Source organism: Holophagales bacterium (assembly GCA_016719485.1).
GTDB lineage: Bacteria > Acidobacteriota > Thermoanaerobaculia > UBA5066 > UBA5066 > UBA5066.
In genome coordinates this window covers 21,426-36,211 of record JADJZB010000012.1, presented here as the reverse complement: position 1 = coordinate 36,211, position 14,786 = coordinate 21,426, and the positions used below count along the sequence as shown (strand labels likewise).

At 70.1% G+C, this 14,786-nt stretch carries 14 protein-coding genes and 2 pseudogenes; 2 read left to right on the top strand and 14 right to left on the bottom strand.

What is annotated here, in order from left to right; all coding sequences use genetic code 11:
- Positions 1-2,642 precede the first annotated feature (2,642 nt).
- The 7 genes and pseudogenes from IPN03_09775 to IPN03_09745 all read right to left on the bottom strand — a co-directional run bounded on the left by IPN03_09775 (position 2,643) and on the right by IPN03_09745 (position 7,064).
- Positions 2,643-2,780 carry a hypothetical protein gene (locus tag IPN03_09775; protein ID MBK9373998.1) on the bottom strand — a complete coding sequence of 46 codons (138 nt, stop codon included), beginning with the start codon at positions 2,778-2,780 and terminating at the stop codon, positions 2,643-2,645.
- 991 nt (positions 2,781-3,771) lie between these two features.
- Positions 3,772-4,080: a PD40 domain-containing protein gene (locus tag IPN03_09770; GenBank protein MBK9373997.1), complete on the bottom strand. Its 309-nt coding sequence runs from the start codon at positions 4,078-4,080 to the stop codon at positions 3,772-3,774.
- Between the two features lie 970 nt (positions 4,081-5,050).
- Positions 5,051-5,881 (bottom strand): PD40 domain-containing protein, encoded by an 831-nt coding sequence (locus IPN03_09765; protein MBK9373996.1) that lies wholly within the window; start codon positions 5,879-5,881, stop codon positions 5,051-5,053.
- Positions 5,882-5,923: 42 nt separating this feature from the next.
- Positions 5,924-6,232, bottom strand: a complete 309-nt coding sequence (locus IPN03_09760; GenBank protein ID MBK9373995.1) for a PD40 domain-containing protein — start codon at positions 6,230-6,232, stop codon at positions 5,924-5,926.
- Positions 6,202-6,285, bottom strand: a pseudogene (locus tag IPN03_09755) (PD40 domain-containing protein). Before IPN03_09755 ends, IPN03_09760 begins: the two are co-directional and overlap by 31 nt.
- Positions 6,286-6,464: 179 nt before the next feature.
- Complete coding sequence (locus tag IPN03_09750; GenBank protein ID MBK9373994.1) at positions 6,465-6,800, bottom strand: PD40 domain-containing protein; 336 nt, start codon at positions 6,798-6,800, stop codon at positions 6,465-6,467.
- A 21-nt stretch (positions 6,801-6,821) separates the two neighbouring features.
- A complete protein-coding gene (locus IPN03_09745; GenBank protein MBK9373993.1) occupies positions 6,822-7,064 on the bottom strand; it encodes a hypothetical protein in 243 nt (80 codons plus the stop codon).
- 38 nt (positions 7,065-7,102) lie between these two features.
- Here IPN03_09745 and IPN03_09740 point away from each other — a divergent pair, with 38 nt between their 5' ends.
- Positions 7,103-7,243 (top strand): hypothetical protein, encoded by a 141-nt coding sequence (locus IPN03_09740; GenBank protein MBK9373992.1) that lies wholly within the window; start codon positions 7,103-7,105, stop codon positions 7,241-7,243.
- Here IPN03_09740 and IPN03_09735 read toward each other — a convergent pair.
- From IPN03_09735 to IPN03_09710, 6 genes and pseudogenes are all read right to left on the bottom strand, one after another.
- On the bottom strand, positions 7,230-7,853 hold the full coding sequence (locus IPN03_09735; protein ID MBK9373991.1) for a serine/threonine protein kinase: 624 nt from the start codon (positions 7,851-7,853) through the stop codon (positions 7,230-7,232). The two genes, IPN03_09740 and IPN03_09735, sit on opposite strands and share 14 nt — an antisense overlap.
- 31 nt (positions 7,854-7,884) lie before the next feature.
- A complete protein-coding gene (locus tag IPN03_09730; GenBank protein MBK9373990.1) occupies positions 7,885-8,097 on the bottom strand; it encodes a hypothetical protein in 213 nt (70 codons plus the stop codon).
- Between the two features lie 192 nt (positions 8,098-8,289).
- Entirely contained in the window at positions 8,290-9,960 is a 1,671-nt protein-coding gene (locus tag IPN03_09725) for a PD40 domain-containing protein (GenBank protein ID MBK9373989.1), read from the bottom strand.
- A 70-nt stretch (positions 9,961-10,030) separates the two neighbouring features.
- Positions 10,031-10,501, bottom strand: a pseudogene (locus IPN03_09720) (serine/threonine protein kinase).
- A 32-nt stretch (positions 10,502-10,533) separates the two neighbouring features.
- Positions 10,534-13,176: a PD40 domain-containing protein gene (locus IPN03_09715; protein MBK9373988.1), complete on the bottom strand. Its 2,643-nt coding sequence runs from the start codon at positions 13,174-13,176 to the stop codon at positions 10,534-10,536.
- An 86-nt stretch (positions 13,177-13,262) separates the two neighbouring features.
- Positions 13,263-13,781, bottom strand: coding sequence for a hypothetical protein (locus tag IPN03_09710; GenBank protein ID MBK9373987.1), 519 nt, complete (start codon positions 13,779-13,781; stop codon positions 13,263-13,265).
- 70 nt (positions 13,782-13,851) lie between these two features.
- Here IPN03_09710 and IPN03_09705 point away from each other — a divergent pair, with 70 nt between their 5' ends.
- Positions 13,852-14,535 (top strand): winged helix-turn-helix domain-containing protein, encoded by a 684-nt coding sequence (locus IPN03_09705; GenBank protein ID MBK9373986.1) that lies wholly within the window; start codon positions 13,852-13,854, stop codon positions 14,533-14,535.
- A 23-nt stretch (positions 14,536-14,558) separates the two neighbouring features.
- Here IPN03_09705 and IPN03_09700 read toward each other — a convergent pair whose 3' ends face one another.
- The gene (locus IPN03_09700) at positions 14,559-14,756 is read right to left on the bottom strand and encodes a hypothetical protein (GenBank protein ID MBK9373985.1); all 198 of its coding nucleotides are present in this window, start codon (positions 14,754-14,756) and stop codon (positions 14,559-14,561) included.
- Positions 14,757-14,786: the final 30 nt, after the last annotated feature.

The window sequence follows — 14,786 nt, the reverse complement described above, 5'->3', positions numbered from 1 at the left end:
TCGTCTACAACGGCCCGCAGTGCAGGAGCACTCAGCGCCCGACCACCTGCCTGCAGACGGCTCGCAAGGACGGCGCTTCCACGATCGTGAGGAGGCGTGGCGCAGCAGGACCGGCGCTCGAGGCCGCAGGATACGGGCCCTGCTCTTTCGCGGCCCCGGACCAGTCGGCGCATCCTCAACGATACAGAACAGGCGCTCGCGGTCCTCGCTCCGTGACGGGCGAGGGGCCGAGCCGATTAATGCAACGTCGCGGTCCGTGCAGGCCGGCGTCAGACTTCTCGCTGGTCCTCTTCCGCAGGGCAAGCTGCGGCTGCACGCCTTCCCATGCCGGCCGGGCTGGCGGTGAAGCTGGCCTCGATCGACATGTCCGGGATCCTCATTGGCGCCCTTCCGAGGGACTGGAAAGCCTCCTCGGGGCGGGGACATGGCGGCCGTCTGCACCGCGAGGTGACAGATTCGGAGGCGCCGTTCCCGGACGTCCTGGCCGGCTCGGGGCTTCTCGATGAACGTCGCTTAAATCCCGAGGAGTCTCATGGAGGGCCTCCCTTCGGGAGTCGAGGTGGAGGCTGCTCAGGAGTTCACCGACCCGGCGGAATCCGCATCACGCCGGGGCAATCGCCGCTTCGCGGCGGGGACGACCTGACTTCCCGCCGATCCGGATGCGGCGGCGTTGCTCCGAAGCGAGGTGACGGTCAGCCCCGGCGCACCGCAGGAGCGGAAGGGGCGGCGGGTCTTCCGAGCGCGTGCCGCGTACTGGGGCGATAAGCAAGGCTGAAGCGATCATCAACGACGTTCCGCTCGAGGAAATGCATTGCGAGCGTCATCTCCTCCGGAGATATGGGCGCGCGCCCCGTCAGCTCCTGAAAACCCACGCCATCATCATGCACGCTGGCCGAAAGGACCGGCCGCAGCCATGACCGCTGGGCCGGCCCCGAAGCAGCCAGGCGAGATCCGCCGCTATTACGGCCGCGAGGACCGCACCCGATTACGGGTCTGTACCGGCTGACCACCGCCAGCGCCACCAGGGAATCGAAGAGCTGGTCTCGCCTGCCGTCGCGCCCACGCCGTCACCGCGCCGCGGGACGGATGCTCTTCTTCGGCGGGACGATCTGCGGCACCACGCCTCCAAGTGCCGCGGCAGCCGGACAGGCGCTACGACACCGCGATGGACGACCAGAAGGTCCCCTACCTCGTGTCGTTCTGAGCGTAACGACGCCCGCCCGCGTGACCTCGAGCGGTTCGTCCGTTCCGGCCCGACGGCGTTCTGCAGCTTGGCGGGCACCACGCTCCTCGCCCGCATCACCCGGGGCCCGACCAGAAGACGCGCTGTTTCTTCCGCTGGACCGTCGCGGCCACGCCCCAGACGAAGCTGGGCGCTCGTGGCCACGCGCGCCTCAGCGTCGGCTGCTCGAGCACATCGCGGCGGTGCCGAAACCACTCGCGCGCAACCTGCTTATCAGGACGATCTTCCGCCTCCACATCGGATGAAGCGCGGAGTGGTCGTCATCAGCAGGCTCGAGATCCCTTGGAAGCCTCTCCCGCTCTCGCCTCTCTGGTCAGCATGTTCGTCGCCAGATCGGACACGTCCGGCCACTTCATCCTGGCCAGCGCCGGATGGGAGGCCACTGGCATCAGCCTCTACAGATCAGGGCGGCGAGTGATGGCCGAGAGGGCCTGCCTTTCTGCTGCAGGAGATCCTCGCGCACTACTGCAGGACGACGGTCCGGCGTGTGGCCTGACCGTCTCCCGGGAAGGAGCGCGGGCCTCTGTAGGGGCTACTGGACGCCTTAATGGCGAGAGCCTTGTCGAAGTCTTCCAGTTCTTCCGGAGGAACTTCTCCTCGTCCTTCGTCAGGATGCGGAAGGGCACGTGCACCTCGCTCGTCGCGAACTTCGTCACGAGCCAGTGCTGCCCCGGTCTGGATGCCGCCCGGCACCTTGCAGAAAGAGGCGGCCAAGGCGGGGCCCGGTTGTCCGTCAGGTCGACCTGGTCGAACGCCGGGGAGCCCCGGCCTGCCGAGTCGGAGAAAGAGGAGGGCGCAGGCCTTTGTTCACCTCGGGCGGGAAGTAGTTCAGGTTGTCGCGGGTGACCTGGGCCCGCTTGGTCAGGGCAGGAGGTAGAGCGCCGCGGCATGCTCCTTCTGCGTGGCGGGCGGGATCATCTTGCCGTCAGGCGTCTTGAGCGAGATCGCCTCGCGCTGTCAAGTCGACTTCACGCCGTCACGGACGGTGAAGCCCGCGTCGAGCAGCATCCACTCGTCCCCGGCCGAGGCGTTCGCGACGCGGTACCCGAGGTCACGAAGCCCTCATTGTTGTAGGCGACGCGGACGAACTCGCCTGGAGCGGAAGATCTGCGCCACGGGGGCCACGGGGCCCTTCACGTCGGAGATGGACGTGGGCGCCTGGGCGACCGCGGCAGCCGGTGCGGAGGCAGGCCGCAAGAGCCAGCAGGAAAGACAGACGATCGGTGCGATGCGCTTCATGGGAAGGTCCCTCCTTCCTTCCGGTCGGCGTTGAGGACCGGGAGGAGACGCCGGCTCCGGCCTCTTCTCGTCGACGCGTGAGAGGGAATTCTGTCACGGACCCGCGTGCCCCAACGGGGAGACGACGGCCTTGCCAGATTTCGATCTCCCGAACGACCGGCTACCGGAACCTCTCGACGTACATCAGCTCGGTCGCGTCGACGTCGAAGCTCGAGAAGAGGACGCAGCTGTCGTCAGGGCAGGCCGCGACGCCGAAGCGGGCCGCTTCTCGGGGGTGAGCAGGGCGTGTCGCTCCCATCCGCGAACCGGTGGAGCCGGAGGCTCAGCGCCGCGGGACTCTGTACGTGACGTAGTAGACGCCGGTGGCCGTCGTCGAAGTACCACTGGCGCGCGATGCGGTGGATGGGCTCGGTCTCCTCCCTCCGCCGGACGGCATCTGCCAGATCGATCAGATGCCTTCGCGGCAACTGTGAAATAGAGGTCCTGCCGTCGGCGGACTCGCGTGCCCCGTGACCGCCCTCGCGGGTGACGCGCCGGGACCGCCTCCGGATCGGGCTTCATCTTCCAGACCTGGTAGTCGTCTCCCGGTTCGAGCCGAAGTAGACCCACGCGCCGTCCCGCGACTCAGTGCGCTGTCGTGAGCCAGGCTCGGGGTGAGCGCTGCGGCTGCCGGCCGTTCGGCGTGGTGGGGAAGACGTCCATCTGTCCCTCAGGATTCGAGACGATGGCGGGCCGTTCGCCGTCGGGGAAAGCTCCCCCGAGGTGTTCCGCGACCATCGAGGTCAGCTGGACCTGACGGGACCCGTCGGCCTGGCAGAGCCAGACCTGGCTCGTTCCCGAACAGTCGGGTGAAGGCGATCCTCTGCCCGTCGCTGGAGAAATCGCGGTGCCGCCGTCGGTTCTCCGTGGAGGCGACGAGGCCGGGTGGGACGCCGGGCCGTCCTCCGTCGAGCAGGAAGAGCGCCAGATGTTCAGATCGGTGATGGGGTGAGCGAAGACGAGACTCCCGGTCCCGGGAGAACGTCGGGAACTCCGCCTTCCCCCGATGACGAGCCGGGCCTTCTCGCCGGGAGCGCCGGACGCCGGGATCACCATCAGGGCGGGGTTCGCGGTCCAGCCGTAGCCGCCGACGGAGAGACGATCGCTTCCGTCCGGCGTCCACGCGGGCCGGGTGGCGATCCCGATGTCCGACGTCAGCCCCGACCGACTCGTCGGCCGCGCAAAGTCCTCAGTGAGCGCGAGACGCCGGAGCTCGCTGTTGATCAGGCTCGGGCGCGTATACGCGAGAGTCAGCCGTCCGGAGAGGGCGGGCGACTCGTCGCGCAGGCCCAGGACGTCCGCCGGGCGGCCGGTGAGCTACCGTCATCTCGCCCGTGCCCAGAGACCGCAGAACAGGGCAACCGTGCGGTCAGCCGGAAGTCGCGACAGGCCGCCACGAGCCACTTCCCGTCCGGCGACCCGAAATCCCAGCCGAAGGACGTGGCCTCGGCAACGATCCGCTCGCTCCCGCCGAGTGCCGGTATCACGGCGAGGGACCGAGCGTCCCGGCGCCAGGTTCTGACGAACGCGATCTGGCGGCCGTCAGGCGACCACGCCAAGACTCTCCATGTTCGGCTCGTTCGTCGGTCGGACCGGCGCCCCGGCTCACCAACTTCACGCAAAGGTCGGAGAGACTCCTGCGCCTCGCCGTTCCAGGCAAACGCGACCTGGTTCCCGTCAGGTGGAAGTGCGGGCGGAGAGATCCGCCCGCCGAAAGCTCGTCAGCGGGAGAGGCCGCGTCGGCTCCGACGTCAATCCGTCATCCGGCGGCGGAACGAGCCAGGCCTCGCGACAGCCGCGACGAGAAGGACCGCGGCGGTGGCGCCGATCACGGCCCGCCACCGATCAACCCCGACACCGCGCGCGTCGTCGACTCCGCGCCCGCCCATCCAGCAGCTCTTCGAGGTGACCTTGGTCGGCCATCGACTGGAACAATCTTGCCGGATCCTTGCGAAGGCAGCGGGAGATGACGCGGTCAGCTCCGGCGGAATCTCGCCGGAGACCTCGCGGGCGGGCTTCGGCTCGTCGCGCAGGACCGCGGCGATCGTGGCGGAGAGATGCGCGGGCGAACGCCTTCTGCCCCGTCACCATCTCGTAGAGGACGGCCCCGAACGAGAGATGTCGGACCGTGGGTCGACCCCGCGCCCCTCCGCCTGCTCGGGAGACATGTAGGCGCACGTGCCGAGGACCGCGCCCTCGCGCGTCAGGATCTCCTTCGTCTCCTCTCCGTCGACAAGAGGGCGGGGTTGACGAACCGCGCGAGGCCGAAGTCGAGGATCTTGACGAGGGCCCGGTCCGGTCACCATGACGTTCGCGGGCTTCAGGTCGCGGTGAATGACCGTGCCGGCGGCGTGCGTCGCAGCAGAGGGCGTCAGCGATCGGGACGGCGTAACGGAGGGCCTGAAGCGGCGGGGAGCCTTTCAGCGGAAGAGTCGGGCGAGCGTCTGACCCGCGACGTACTCGGTGACGATGAAGTCGACGCCCGCCTCCCACGCCGATCTCGTGGACGGTGAGGATGTTCAGGGTGGTTCAGAGCCCGGACGCGGCCTTCGCCTCCTGCACGAACCCGCTGGCGGCGCTCGGGGTCGAGGCCTTGCCGGGCAGGAGGACCTTCACCGCGACGAATCGGCCGAGCCAGGCGTCCCTCGCCTGGTAGCGACGCCCATGCCCCCTCGCCGGCCGCTCCAGGAGCTCGTAGTGCGACAGCCGCTCGCCGGTCACCGGAACCTCTCGACGTACATCAGCTCGGTCGTGTCCACGTCGTAGGTCGTGTAGAGGACGCAGCTGTCGTCGGGGCAGGCCGCTGGGCCGAAGCCGGACCTCTTCTCGGGCGTGAGGAGGGGCGTGTCGCTTCCGTCCGCGAAGCGGTGATACCGGAGCTGGCCTCCCGGGAGCGCCGACGTGAGGTAGTAGATGCCGGTCGCCGTCACGTCGACGAACCAGTGCGAGGCGAGATCGGTCACGATCTCGGTCCCCCTCCCCGCCGTCGACGGGCATCTTCCAGACCGACCAGGCGTCGCGGCCGCGCTGCCGGACGACGTACAAGGACCGGCCATCGGCGGACTCGTAGGCGCCCCAGGCGTCTCCGCAGGACGTGACGCGCACGGGGACGGCGTCAGCGTCGGGCGTCATCCTCCAGACCTGACGACTGTCTTCCCGGTTCGAGCTGAAGTAGATCCACGCGCCGTCCCGGGACCAGGTCGGATGCGTGTCGTGGGCGAGGCTGAACGTGAGCCGACGGGGCTCGAGGCCGCCGGGGTCGTGAGGCAGATGTCGAGGTTCCCGTCGGGGTTCGAGAAAAGCAGGATCGACTTTCCGTCGGGGAGACCAGCTGCTCCCGGAAACGTGCTCCGCGGCCATCGTCGTGAGCTGGACCGGGCGGGATCCGTCGGCCTCGCAGAGTCAGAGCTTCTTGCTCCCCGAGCGGTCCGAGCTGAAGGTGATCCGCTTCCCGTCCGGCGAGAAGTTCGGTCCGCCGTCCTGGCGTGTCGAGGCGACGAGCCGTGCGGGGGAGTCCGGGCGCCCGTTCTCGAGCGGGAGGCGCCAGATGTTCAGGTCGTTGATCGGGCGAACGAAGGCGAGGGCTCCCTTTCGCCGAGAACGTCGGCGACTCGCCCCTCGCCCCCGAGGAGGCGTCGCGCCTTCTCGCCCGGAGCCAGGGAGGCGGGGATCACCATGAGTCAGGATTCGAGGGACCACCTGGCCGCCCACGGAAAGACGATCCGCTTCCCGTCGGGGGTCCAGGTCGGTTGCCGCGACGGTCCAGCCCTCGTGCGTCACCTGGACGGGCTCGCCCGGCTCGAGGTCCTTGGCGAGCAGGACCCAGATGTCGTTGGCGTAAACGTTGGACGAGCTGACGACGCGGAGGCGATCAGCCGTCCGGCGACACGGTCAGCCAGATGACGACTCAGCACCGCCCCGGCCGGCGGGAGGAGGAGTCGCGTCACCCGGCCTGTGGCGGCCGGGACGATGAGGAGCGTCGGCCGCGTTTCCTCCGTCGTGCGACCCGACACGACGAGCGACTCCCCATCGGGCGACCAGGAGACCCCGGAATAGAAGGCCGGGGCCTCGGCACGGCCTTCTCGTCGCCTCCGAGCGCCGGGATCACGGCGAGGACCGACCGCTTCCCCTTCGGGTGGCGGAGGAACGCGATCCGGCGGCCGTCGGGAGACCAGGCGGGACAGCTCTTCCGGTCGGGTCGTTCGTCAGTCGCACGGGCGTCCCGGCGCTCACGAGCTTGACGTAGAGGTCGTAGGAGCCCGGGGGATCGCCGTTCCAGAGAAACGCGACCTGGTTTCCGTCAGGCGAGAGGGCGGGCCAGAGGGATCCGCCCGCCGAAGCTCGTCAGGGGGACCGGCTTCGAGGGCTGGGCTTCGATCGGGTCGGAGCGGCGGGCGAGCCAGATCCCCACGGACGCAACGACGAGGACAGCCGCGACGCCGAAAGCGGTCCGCCGTAGCGGTCCCCGCCGCACGGACGCGGAGGACGCAGCGGAGTCCGATTCCTCCTGGATCTCCTCGAGGGCGACCCTCAGGTCGGCCATCGACTGGAGCGCTTCGCCGGATCCTTGCGGAGGCAGCGGTGGATGACGCGGAGTCCAGCTCGGGCGGGACGTTGCCGGAGATCTCGCATGCCGGCTTCGGGTCGTCGCGCAGGACGGCGGCGATCGTGGCGGAGGGCGACTCGCGGGCGAAGGCCTTCGTCCCGGTCACCATCTCGTAGAGGACGGCGCCGAAGGAAAAGACGTCCGAGCGCGAAAGTCGACCTCGTGCCCCTCGGCCTGCTCCGGCGACATGTAGGCGCAGGTGCCGAGGACGGCCCCATCCTTCGTCAGAATCTCCTGCGTCTCCTCCCCTCCGTCACGGGCGCGGGGTCGACGAACCGGGCGAGGCCAGTCGAGGATCTTGACGAGGCCCGCGTCGGTGACCATGACGTTGGCGGGCTTGAGGTCGCGGTGGATGACGCCGGCGGCGTGGGTCGCCGCGAGGGCGTCGGCGATCGGGACGGCGTAACGGAGAGCCTCGCGCGGCGGAGGCCCTGCTTCGGAATGAGCTGCGCGAGAGTCTTCCCGGGAGGTACTCGGTGACGATGAAGTCGACGCCGTCCTCGCACCGATTTCGTGGACGGTCGGGACGTTCGGGTGGTCGAGGGCGGAGGCGGCCCGCGCCTCCTTGATGAAGCGGGCACGGCGCTCGGGATCGGACGCCTTCCCGGGCGCGAGGACCTTCACCGCGACGAAGCGGCCGAGGCGGATGTCGCGCGCCTTGTAGACGACGCCCATGCCACCTTCGCCGAGCTGCTCCACGAGCTCGTAGTGAGACAGTTTTTCCATGACGGACCGTGGCGATTCCGGGCCGCGGCCGCTACCGGAAGCTCTCGACATACATCAGCTCCGTCGCGTCCAGGTCGTAGCTCGTGAACAGAACGCAACTGTCGTCCGGGCAGGCCGCCAGCCCGAAGTGGGACCTCTTCCCGAGCGTGAGGAGCAGCGTGTCGCTCCCGTCGTCGAAACCGGCGGAGCCGGAGCTGGGCCCTGGCAGCGCGGAGGTTGTGTAGTAGAGACCGGTGCCGGTCACGTCGAATCCCCCAGTTCCGGGATCCCGGAAACGAGCTGGGTCTCCTCGCCTCCGCCGGACGGCATGCTCCAGACGGACCAGATTCCGGGGCCACCAGCTTCGCGAAGTAGAGGGTCCTTCCGTCGGCAGACTCGAGCGCCGCGAAGCCACCCCCTCGGGTGACGCGCACGGGGAGCGCCTTCGGGTCGGGCCTCATCTTCCAGACCTGGAAGTCGTCCTCCCGGTCCGAGGCGAAGTAGACCCATGCGCCGTCCGCGACCAGCTCGGGGCGGAGTCGTGCGCCGGGCTCGACGTGAGCCGCTCCGGCCGACGGCCGTTCGGCGTGGTCAGGAAGACGTCCATGTGGCCGTCGGGATTGGAGAGGAACGCGATCCGTTCGCCGTCCGGAGACCAGCGGGCTCCCGAGGTGATCCCGCGACGATCGAGGTCAGCTGGACCGGCTTCGTTCCGTCGGCTTCGGAGAGCCAGACCTGGGTCGTGCCCGAGCGGTCCGAGGTGAACGCGATCCGCGTGCCGTCCGCGGAGAATTGCGGTTCCAGATCCCCCCTCGTGGAGACGACGAGAGCAGACGGGTGCCCGGCCGTCCCCGGTCCAGCGGAGGCGCCAGATGTTCACGTCGGTGAGCGAGCGGGCGAATACGAGGCTCCCGGTCCGGGAGAACGTCGGGTAAACCCCGTCTTCCCCTCCGGGGAGATTCTGTGCCTTCTCGCCGGGGCCGGCGGAGGCCGGGATGATCTTCAGGGCGGGGCTCGCTTCCCACCCGTAGCCGCCGACGGAGAAGACGATCCGCTTCCCGTCCGGGGTCCACGCGGGCTGTGCGGAGCTCGTGTTGTCCGACGTCAACCGGACCGGATCGCCGGCCGGCTCGAGGTCCTTCGTGAGCGGCAGGACGTAGATCTCGCTGTTGGGCAGGCTCAGGGCGCGGGCGAACGCGAGGCTCCGGCCGTCCGGCGAAAGGCTCGGCGAGAGGTCCCCGACTCCCGGGAACTCGGCGGGTGGCCGGGTGAGTTGCCTCGTCTCGCCGGTGGCCAGCGAAATGCCGAACAGGGCGAAGGGGCGTTCGGCCGACCCGCGCCGGGAGACGACGAGCGTCTGCCCGTCCGGCGACCACGAGATTCCCCAGAAGGAGGACGCCTCGGCGACGATCCTCTCGTTTCCGCCGAGCGCCGGCATCACGGCGAGAATCGTGCGTCCCGGCGCCAGTTTCCGGAGGAACGCGATCTGACGGCCGTCGGGCGACCACGCGGGGGACGACTCCGTACCCGGGTCGTTCGTCAGGCGTATCGGAACTCCAGGACCGACGAGCTTCACGTAGAGGTCGAAGGACTCCTGCGCCTCGCCGTTCCAGGCAAACGCGACCTGGTTCCCGTCGGGTGAGAGTGCGGGCCAGAGGATCCGCCCGGTGAAGCTCGTCAGCGGGACCGGCCGCCTCGACCCGGCGTCTTCCGTGGTGCGGCGGCGGGCGCGCCAGGTCCCCCCAGCGCAGCCGAGACCAGAGGACGCTGGCGGTGGCGCCGGTCGCGGCCCGCCTTGCCGCCTCGGCGGAGACCGGTCGCAGGCGGGCCCGGGTTCGACCCCTCCCGCAGCTCCTTCCAGAGCCACCTCGGGTCCGCCATCGACTGGAACCGTTTTGCCGGATCTTTGCGAAGGCAGCGATGGATGACCCTTTCCAGCTCCGGGAAACTGCGTCGGCGACCCTCGCGGCGGCTCCGGCTCGTCCCGGAGGACCGCGGCGAGCGTCGCCGAGGCGCTCTGCGCGGGCAAGGCCTTCCGGCCGGTCACCATTTCGTAGAGGACGGCGCCGAACGAGAAGACGTCCGAGCGCGGGTCGACGCCTCGCCCCTCGGCCTGCTCGGGGGACATGTACGCGCAGGTACCGAGGACGGTCCCTTTCCGCGTCAGGATCTACAACGTCTCCTCTCCTTCCACGAGTCGGGGGATCCACGAGTTTCGCGAGGCCGAAGTCGAGGATCTTGACGAGGCCCGAGTCGGTCACCATGACGTTTGCGGGCTTCAGGTCTCGGTGGATGACGCCGGCGGCGTGGGTCGCCGCGAGGGCGTCGGCGATCGGGACGGCGTACCGGAGGGCCTGGAGCGGCGGGAAACCTCTCAGCGGAAGAAGCCGGGCGAGCGTCTGCCCCGCGACGTACTCTGTGACGATGAAGTCGACGCCGTCCTCGCACCCGATCTCGTGGACGGTGAGGATGTTCGGGTGGTTGAGCGCCGAGGCGGCTTTCGCTTCCTGGACGAAGCGCTGGCGGCGCTCGGGGTCGGACGCTTTTCCGGGCGGGAGAACCTTCAGCGCGACGTAGCGGCCGAGACGGGTATCCCGCGCCTTGTAGACGACGCCCATGCCCCCCTCGCCGAGCTGCTCCACGAGCTCGTAGTGCGACAGCCTTTCCATGACGGACTGTGTGGATTCTAGGCCGCGGCGCGCTACCGGAAGCGCTCGACGTACATCAGCTCGGTCGCGTCGACGTCGAAGACGGTGTAGATGACGGCGCTGTCGTCGGACGCGGCCGCGAGACCGAAGCCGGATCGCTTGTCGAGCCTGAGGAGGAGCGCGTCGCTCCCGTCCGAGAAGCGGTGGAAGCGCAGCTCGCCGCCGGGGAGCTCGGAGTTGAGGTAGTAGATGCCCCGGGCCGTCACCTCGAAAAACCACGACTGGGCGATCCGGGGAATCAGAAGGGTCTCCTCGCCCCCGCCAGCCGGCATCTTCCAGACGGACCAGTGTCCGCTGCCGTGCCCGCTGCCCATCTGCCTGGCGAAGTAGAGCGTCCGGCCGTCGGCCGACTCGCGTGCCGCGTGGCCCCCGCCGCGGGTCACGCGCGCCGCTACGGCGTCGGGCTCGGGCTTCATCTTCCAGACCTGGAATCCGTCCTCCCGGTTCGAGCTGAAGTAGACCCACGCGCCGTCGCGCGACCAGCTCGGCGACGTGTTGTGCGAGGGGCTCCGCGTGAGTCGCAGGGGCTCCCGGCCGTTCGGCGTCGTCAGGAAGACGTCCCTGTTCCCGTCGGGATTCGAGGTGAAGACGAGGCGGCTGCCGTCGGGAGACCACCGGCCTCCCGCGGTATTCGTCGCGACGATCGACGTGAGCTGGACGGGGCGGGAGCCGTCGGCGCTCGCGAGCCAGAGCTGCATCGAACCCCCGCGGTCGGAGGTGAATGCGAGCCTCAGGCCGTCCGCCGAGAGGGCGGGCGCCCCGTCCATCCGCGTCGAGGAGAGGAGCGGCTCGGGACGTCCGGGCCGTCCTTCCCGGAGCGGCAGGCGCCACAGGTTGAGGTCGTTGATCGGGCGGGCGAAGACGAGACTCCCGTTGCGGGAGAGGGACGGAAACTCCCCGCCCTCCCCTCCGAGAACGCGCCGCGCCTTCTGCTCCCCGGAGGGGGAGGCGGGGATCACCATCAGGCTCGGATTCGAGCTCCACCCGAAGCCGCCCTCCGTGTAGACGATCCGCTTGCCGTCCGGCGTCCAGGCGGGCTGCGACGAGGCGGACCGGGCCGGCGTCAGCGGGACGGGCTCGCCCTCCGGCTCGACCTCCTCCGTGACGCCCAGCACGTGGAGCGAGCTCGAGACGACGGCCCGGGCGCGAGCGAACGCGAGAGTCCGGCCGTCCGGCGAGAGGGCCGGCGAGAAGTCCCCCAGCCCGAGGAGATCTGCGGGCGGCCGGGCCAGCGGCTTCACCTCTCCCGTGGCGATCGAGACCCTGCAGAGGACCGACACCCGGTCCCCCGTGGCCCGTCGCGACACGACGAGCGCCCGCCCGTCGGCCGACCACGTGATTCCCTGGTGGAACACGGGAGCCTCGGCAACGATCCTCTCGGGCCCGCCGAGCGCGGGGATCACCGCGAGGATCCACTCTCCCGACGGCAGCTGCCTGAGGAACGCGATCTGCCGGCCGTCGGGCGACCAGGCGGGGGAGGACTCGGTGCCCGGATCGGTCGTCAGGCGGACCGGGGCCCCGGGGCCGACGAGCTTGACGTAGAGGTCGAAGGAGGCCTGCGTCTCTCCGTTCCAGGCGAAGGCGACCTGGTTGCCGTCGGGCGAGAGGGCGGGCCAGAGGATCCGCCCGCCGAAGCTCGTCAGCGGGACCGGCGGGGTCGGCTCGACGGCCTCGGGCGCAGGGCGCCGGGCGAGCCAGCCCCCCGCGACGGCCGCGACGAGAACGACGGCGGCGGCGATGCCGATGACGGCATGCCGTCGCGGCGGTGCCGCCCGGGCCCGGGCCGGCGCACTCGTCTCCGACTCTTCCCTCAGCTCCTCGAGCGCGACCTTGAGGTCCGCCATCGACTGGAATCGCTTCGCCGGCTCCTTGCGCAGGCAGCGGTGGATCACGCGCTCCAGCTCGGGCGGGAGGTCGGGGGAGACCATTCCGGCGGGCTCGGGCTCGTCGCGCAGGACGGCGGCGATCGTGGCGGACGCGGAATCGCGCGCGAAGGCCTTGCGGCCGGTCACCATCTCGTAGAGAACGGCCCCGAGAGAGAAGATGTCCGATCGGGCGTCGACCTCGCGCCCCTCGGCCTGCTCGGGCGACATGTACGCGCAGGTGCCGAAGACGGTCCCTTCGCGCGTCAGGACCGCCTCCGTCTCGTCTCCTTCCGCCATCGGGCCGGGGTCGATGAACCGGGCGAGGCCGAAGTCGAGGATCTTCACGAGGCCGGCGTCGGTCACCATGACGTTCGCGGGCTTCAGGTCCCGGTGGATCACTCCGGCGGCGTGCGTCGCGGCGAGGGCGTCGGCGATCGGTACGGCCCACCGGAGCGCCTCGCGCGCCGGCAGACCCCGGGGCGGGATGAGCTCGGCGAGCGTCTTCCCGGGGACGTACTCGGTGACGATGAAGTCGACACCGTCCTCGCTCCCGATCTCGTGGACGGTGAGGACGTTCGGGTGCGCGAGGGCCGAGGCGGCCCGCGCCTCCCTCGCGAAACGCAGGCGCCGGTCCGGATCGGAGGCCTTCCCGGCGGCGAGGACTTTCACGGCGACGAAACGTCCGAGGCGGGTGTCGCGCGCCTTGTAGACGACGCCCATGCCCCCTTCGCCGAGCTGCTCGACGAGCTCGTAGTGCAACAGCCTGTTCATATCGGGTCCGGTTCCATTCTAGGGTGCCGGCGCGCGGCGTACGATTCCCCGGAATGGACCCGGGTACGACGGACCACAGGGCGGGCTCAGAAGCACCGCTCGAGCACGCGCTCCGTGATCGCCACGGAGGAGGGGTGGTCGTCCCTCAGGCCGAGCGTGTGGAGCACCTCGTGGAGGACGATGGCGGTCAGCAGCCGCGGCTGGTTCTGGATCCGCAGCAGGTCCTCGCGGCAGAGATAGACGACGGTGCTCGCCGGCATCGTGAACGCGAAGACCCGCCTTCCCGCAAACGGGCGGAGGCGCGACGCGCCCCGGAACCAGAGCGATTCCACGTGTTCCGAGGCGGTCCGCCCCGTCGCCGCGAGGCTCTCGGCGAGCGTGAGGCCGGTCTGGCTGTCCTGGAAGTCCGAGAGGACGATGGCGCAGGGCGGCGCGTCGAGGCGGCGGGCGGCGTCGGCGACGGCCTCTGCCACGCGCGGTCCAAAGGACGGGTCGACTCTCACGGCGGCGCCGGGCTCGAGGGCGGCGGCTTCGCGCGAGGACGATGCGACGAGGAGGGCGGCGGCGAGCGTCGCGAGGAGAGCGGACGGGCAGCGGTGAAGCATGGGAGCCTCCTCTCGAACCGTTTGGAGATCGGGATCTGTCTGACCCTCAATCTCGGCCCGGTGCGCTGCCATGTCCCAGCGGACTTCTGACGTTCCTCTGAAGGCGGGGCCGACGCTGCGCTTCGGCGACGTCACGTTCGACCCGGGGCGCCGCCTCGTCCTGCGCGGCCCGAGCCCGGTCCACCTGGAGCCCCGCGCCTACCGCCTCCTCGAGCTCCTCCTCTCCTGCCGGCCGAAGGCGCTCTCGAAGGCCGAGATCCTCGAGGCCGTCTGGCCCGACGCGTTCGTGACGGAAGGGAGCCTCAGCGCCCTCGTGAAGGACCTCAGGAAGGCGCTCGGCGAGGACGCGCGCTCACCGACGTACGTCCGGACGGTCTTCGGCTACGGCTACGCCTTCGAGGGGACCGTGCACGAGGTCGCGCCGACGTCGCCGTCGTCGGAGCGGCACGTCCTCGTCTGGGGCGGGAACGAGATCCGTCTCGCCGAAGGGCCGAACCTGGTCGGGCGGGAGCCTCCGGCCGCGATCGTGATCGCCCACCCGTCGGTCTCGCGCGAGCACGCGAGGATCGAGGTCGCCGGGGAACGCGCCCTTCTCGAGGACCTCGGGAGCAAGAACGGGACGTGGCGCGGCGAGACGCGGATCTGCGGAAAGATCTCCCTCGCGGACGGAGACGAGCTGAGGATCGGCGCCGTCCGCCTGACCTACCGGGGCCCGGCGTCCTGCCGTCCGGGCGAAACGGCCACGTACGGCTGAGGCGGGCGCCGCTCCTGCGGCCGTCAGTCCTCGTCGCGCGCGATGTCCACCGGCTGGTCCGCCGCCCAGCCGATCGCAGCCGGAATCGACGCCGGGTCGAGGCCCCTCCAGTAGACGGTCCAGCCCGGAATTCGCATCAGCCCGTCGCAGAGCTTGGCGTACCACTCGCTGATCGGGTTCGTCCGGCGCGCGCGCCAGAAGACGACGGGCGTCTCGACCACGAGCGCCTCCCAGAGGTCGCGCGCGATCCC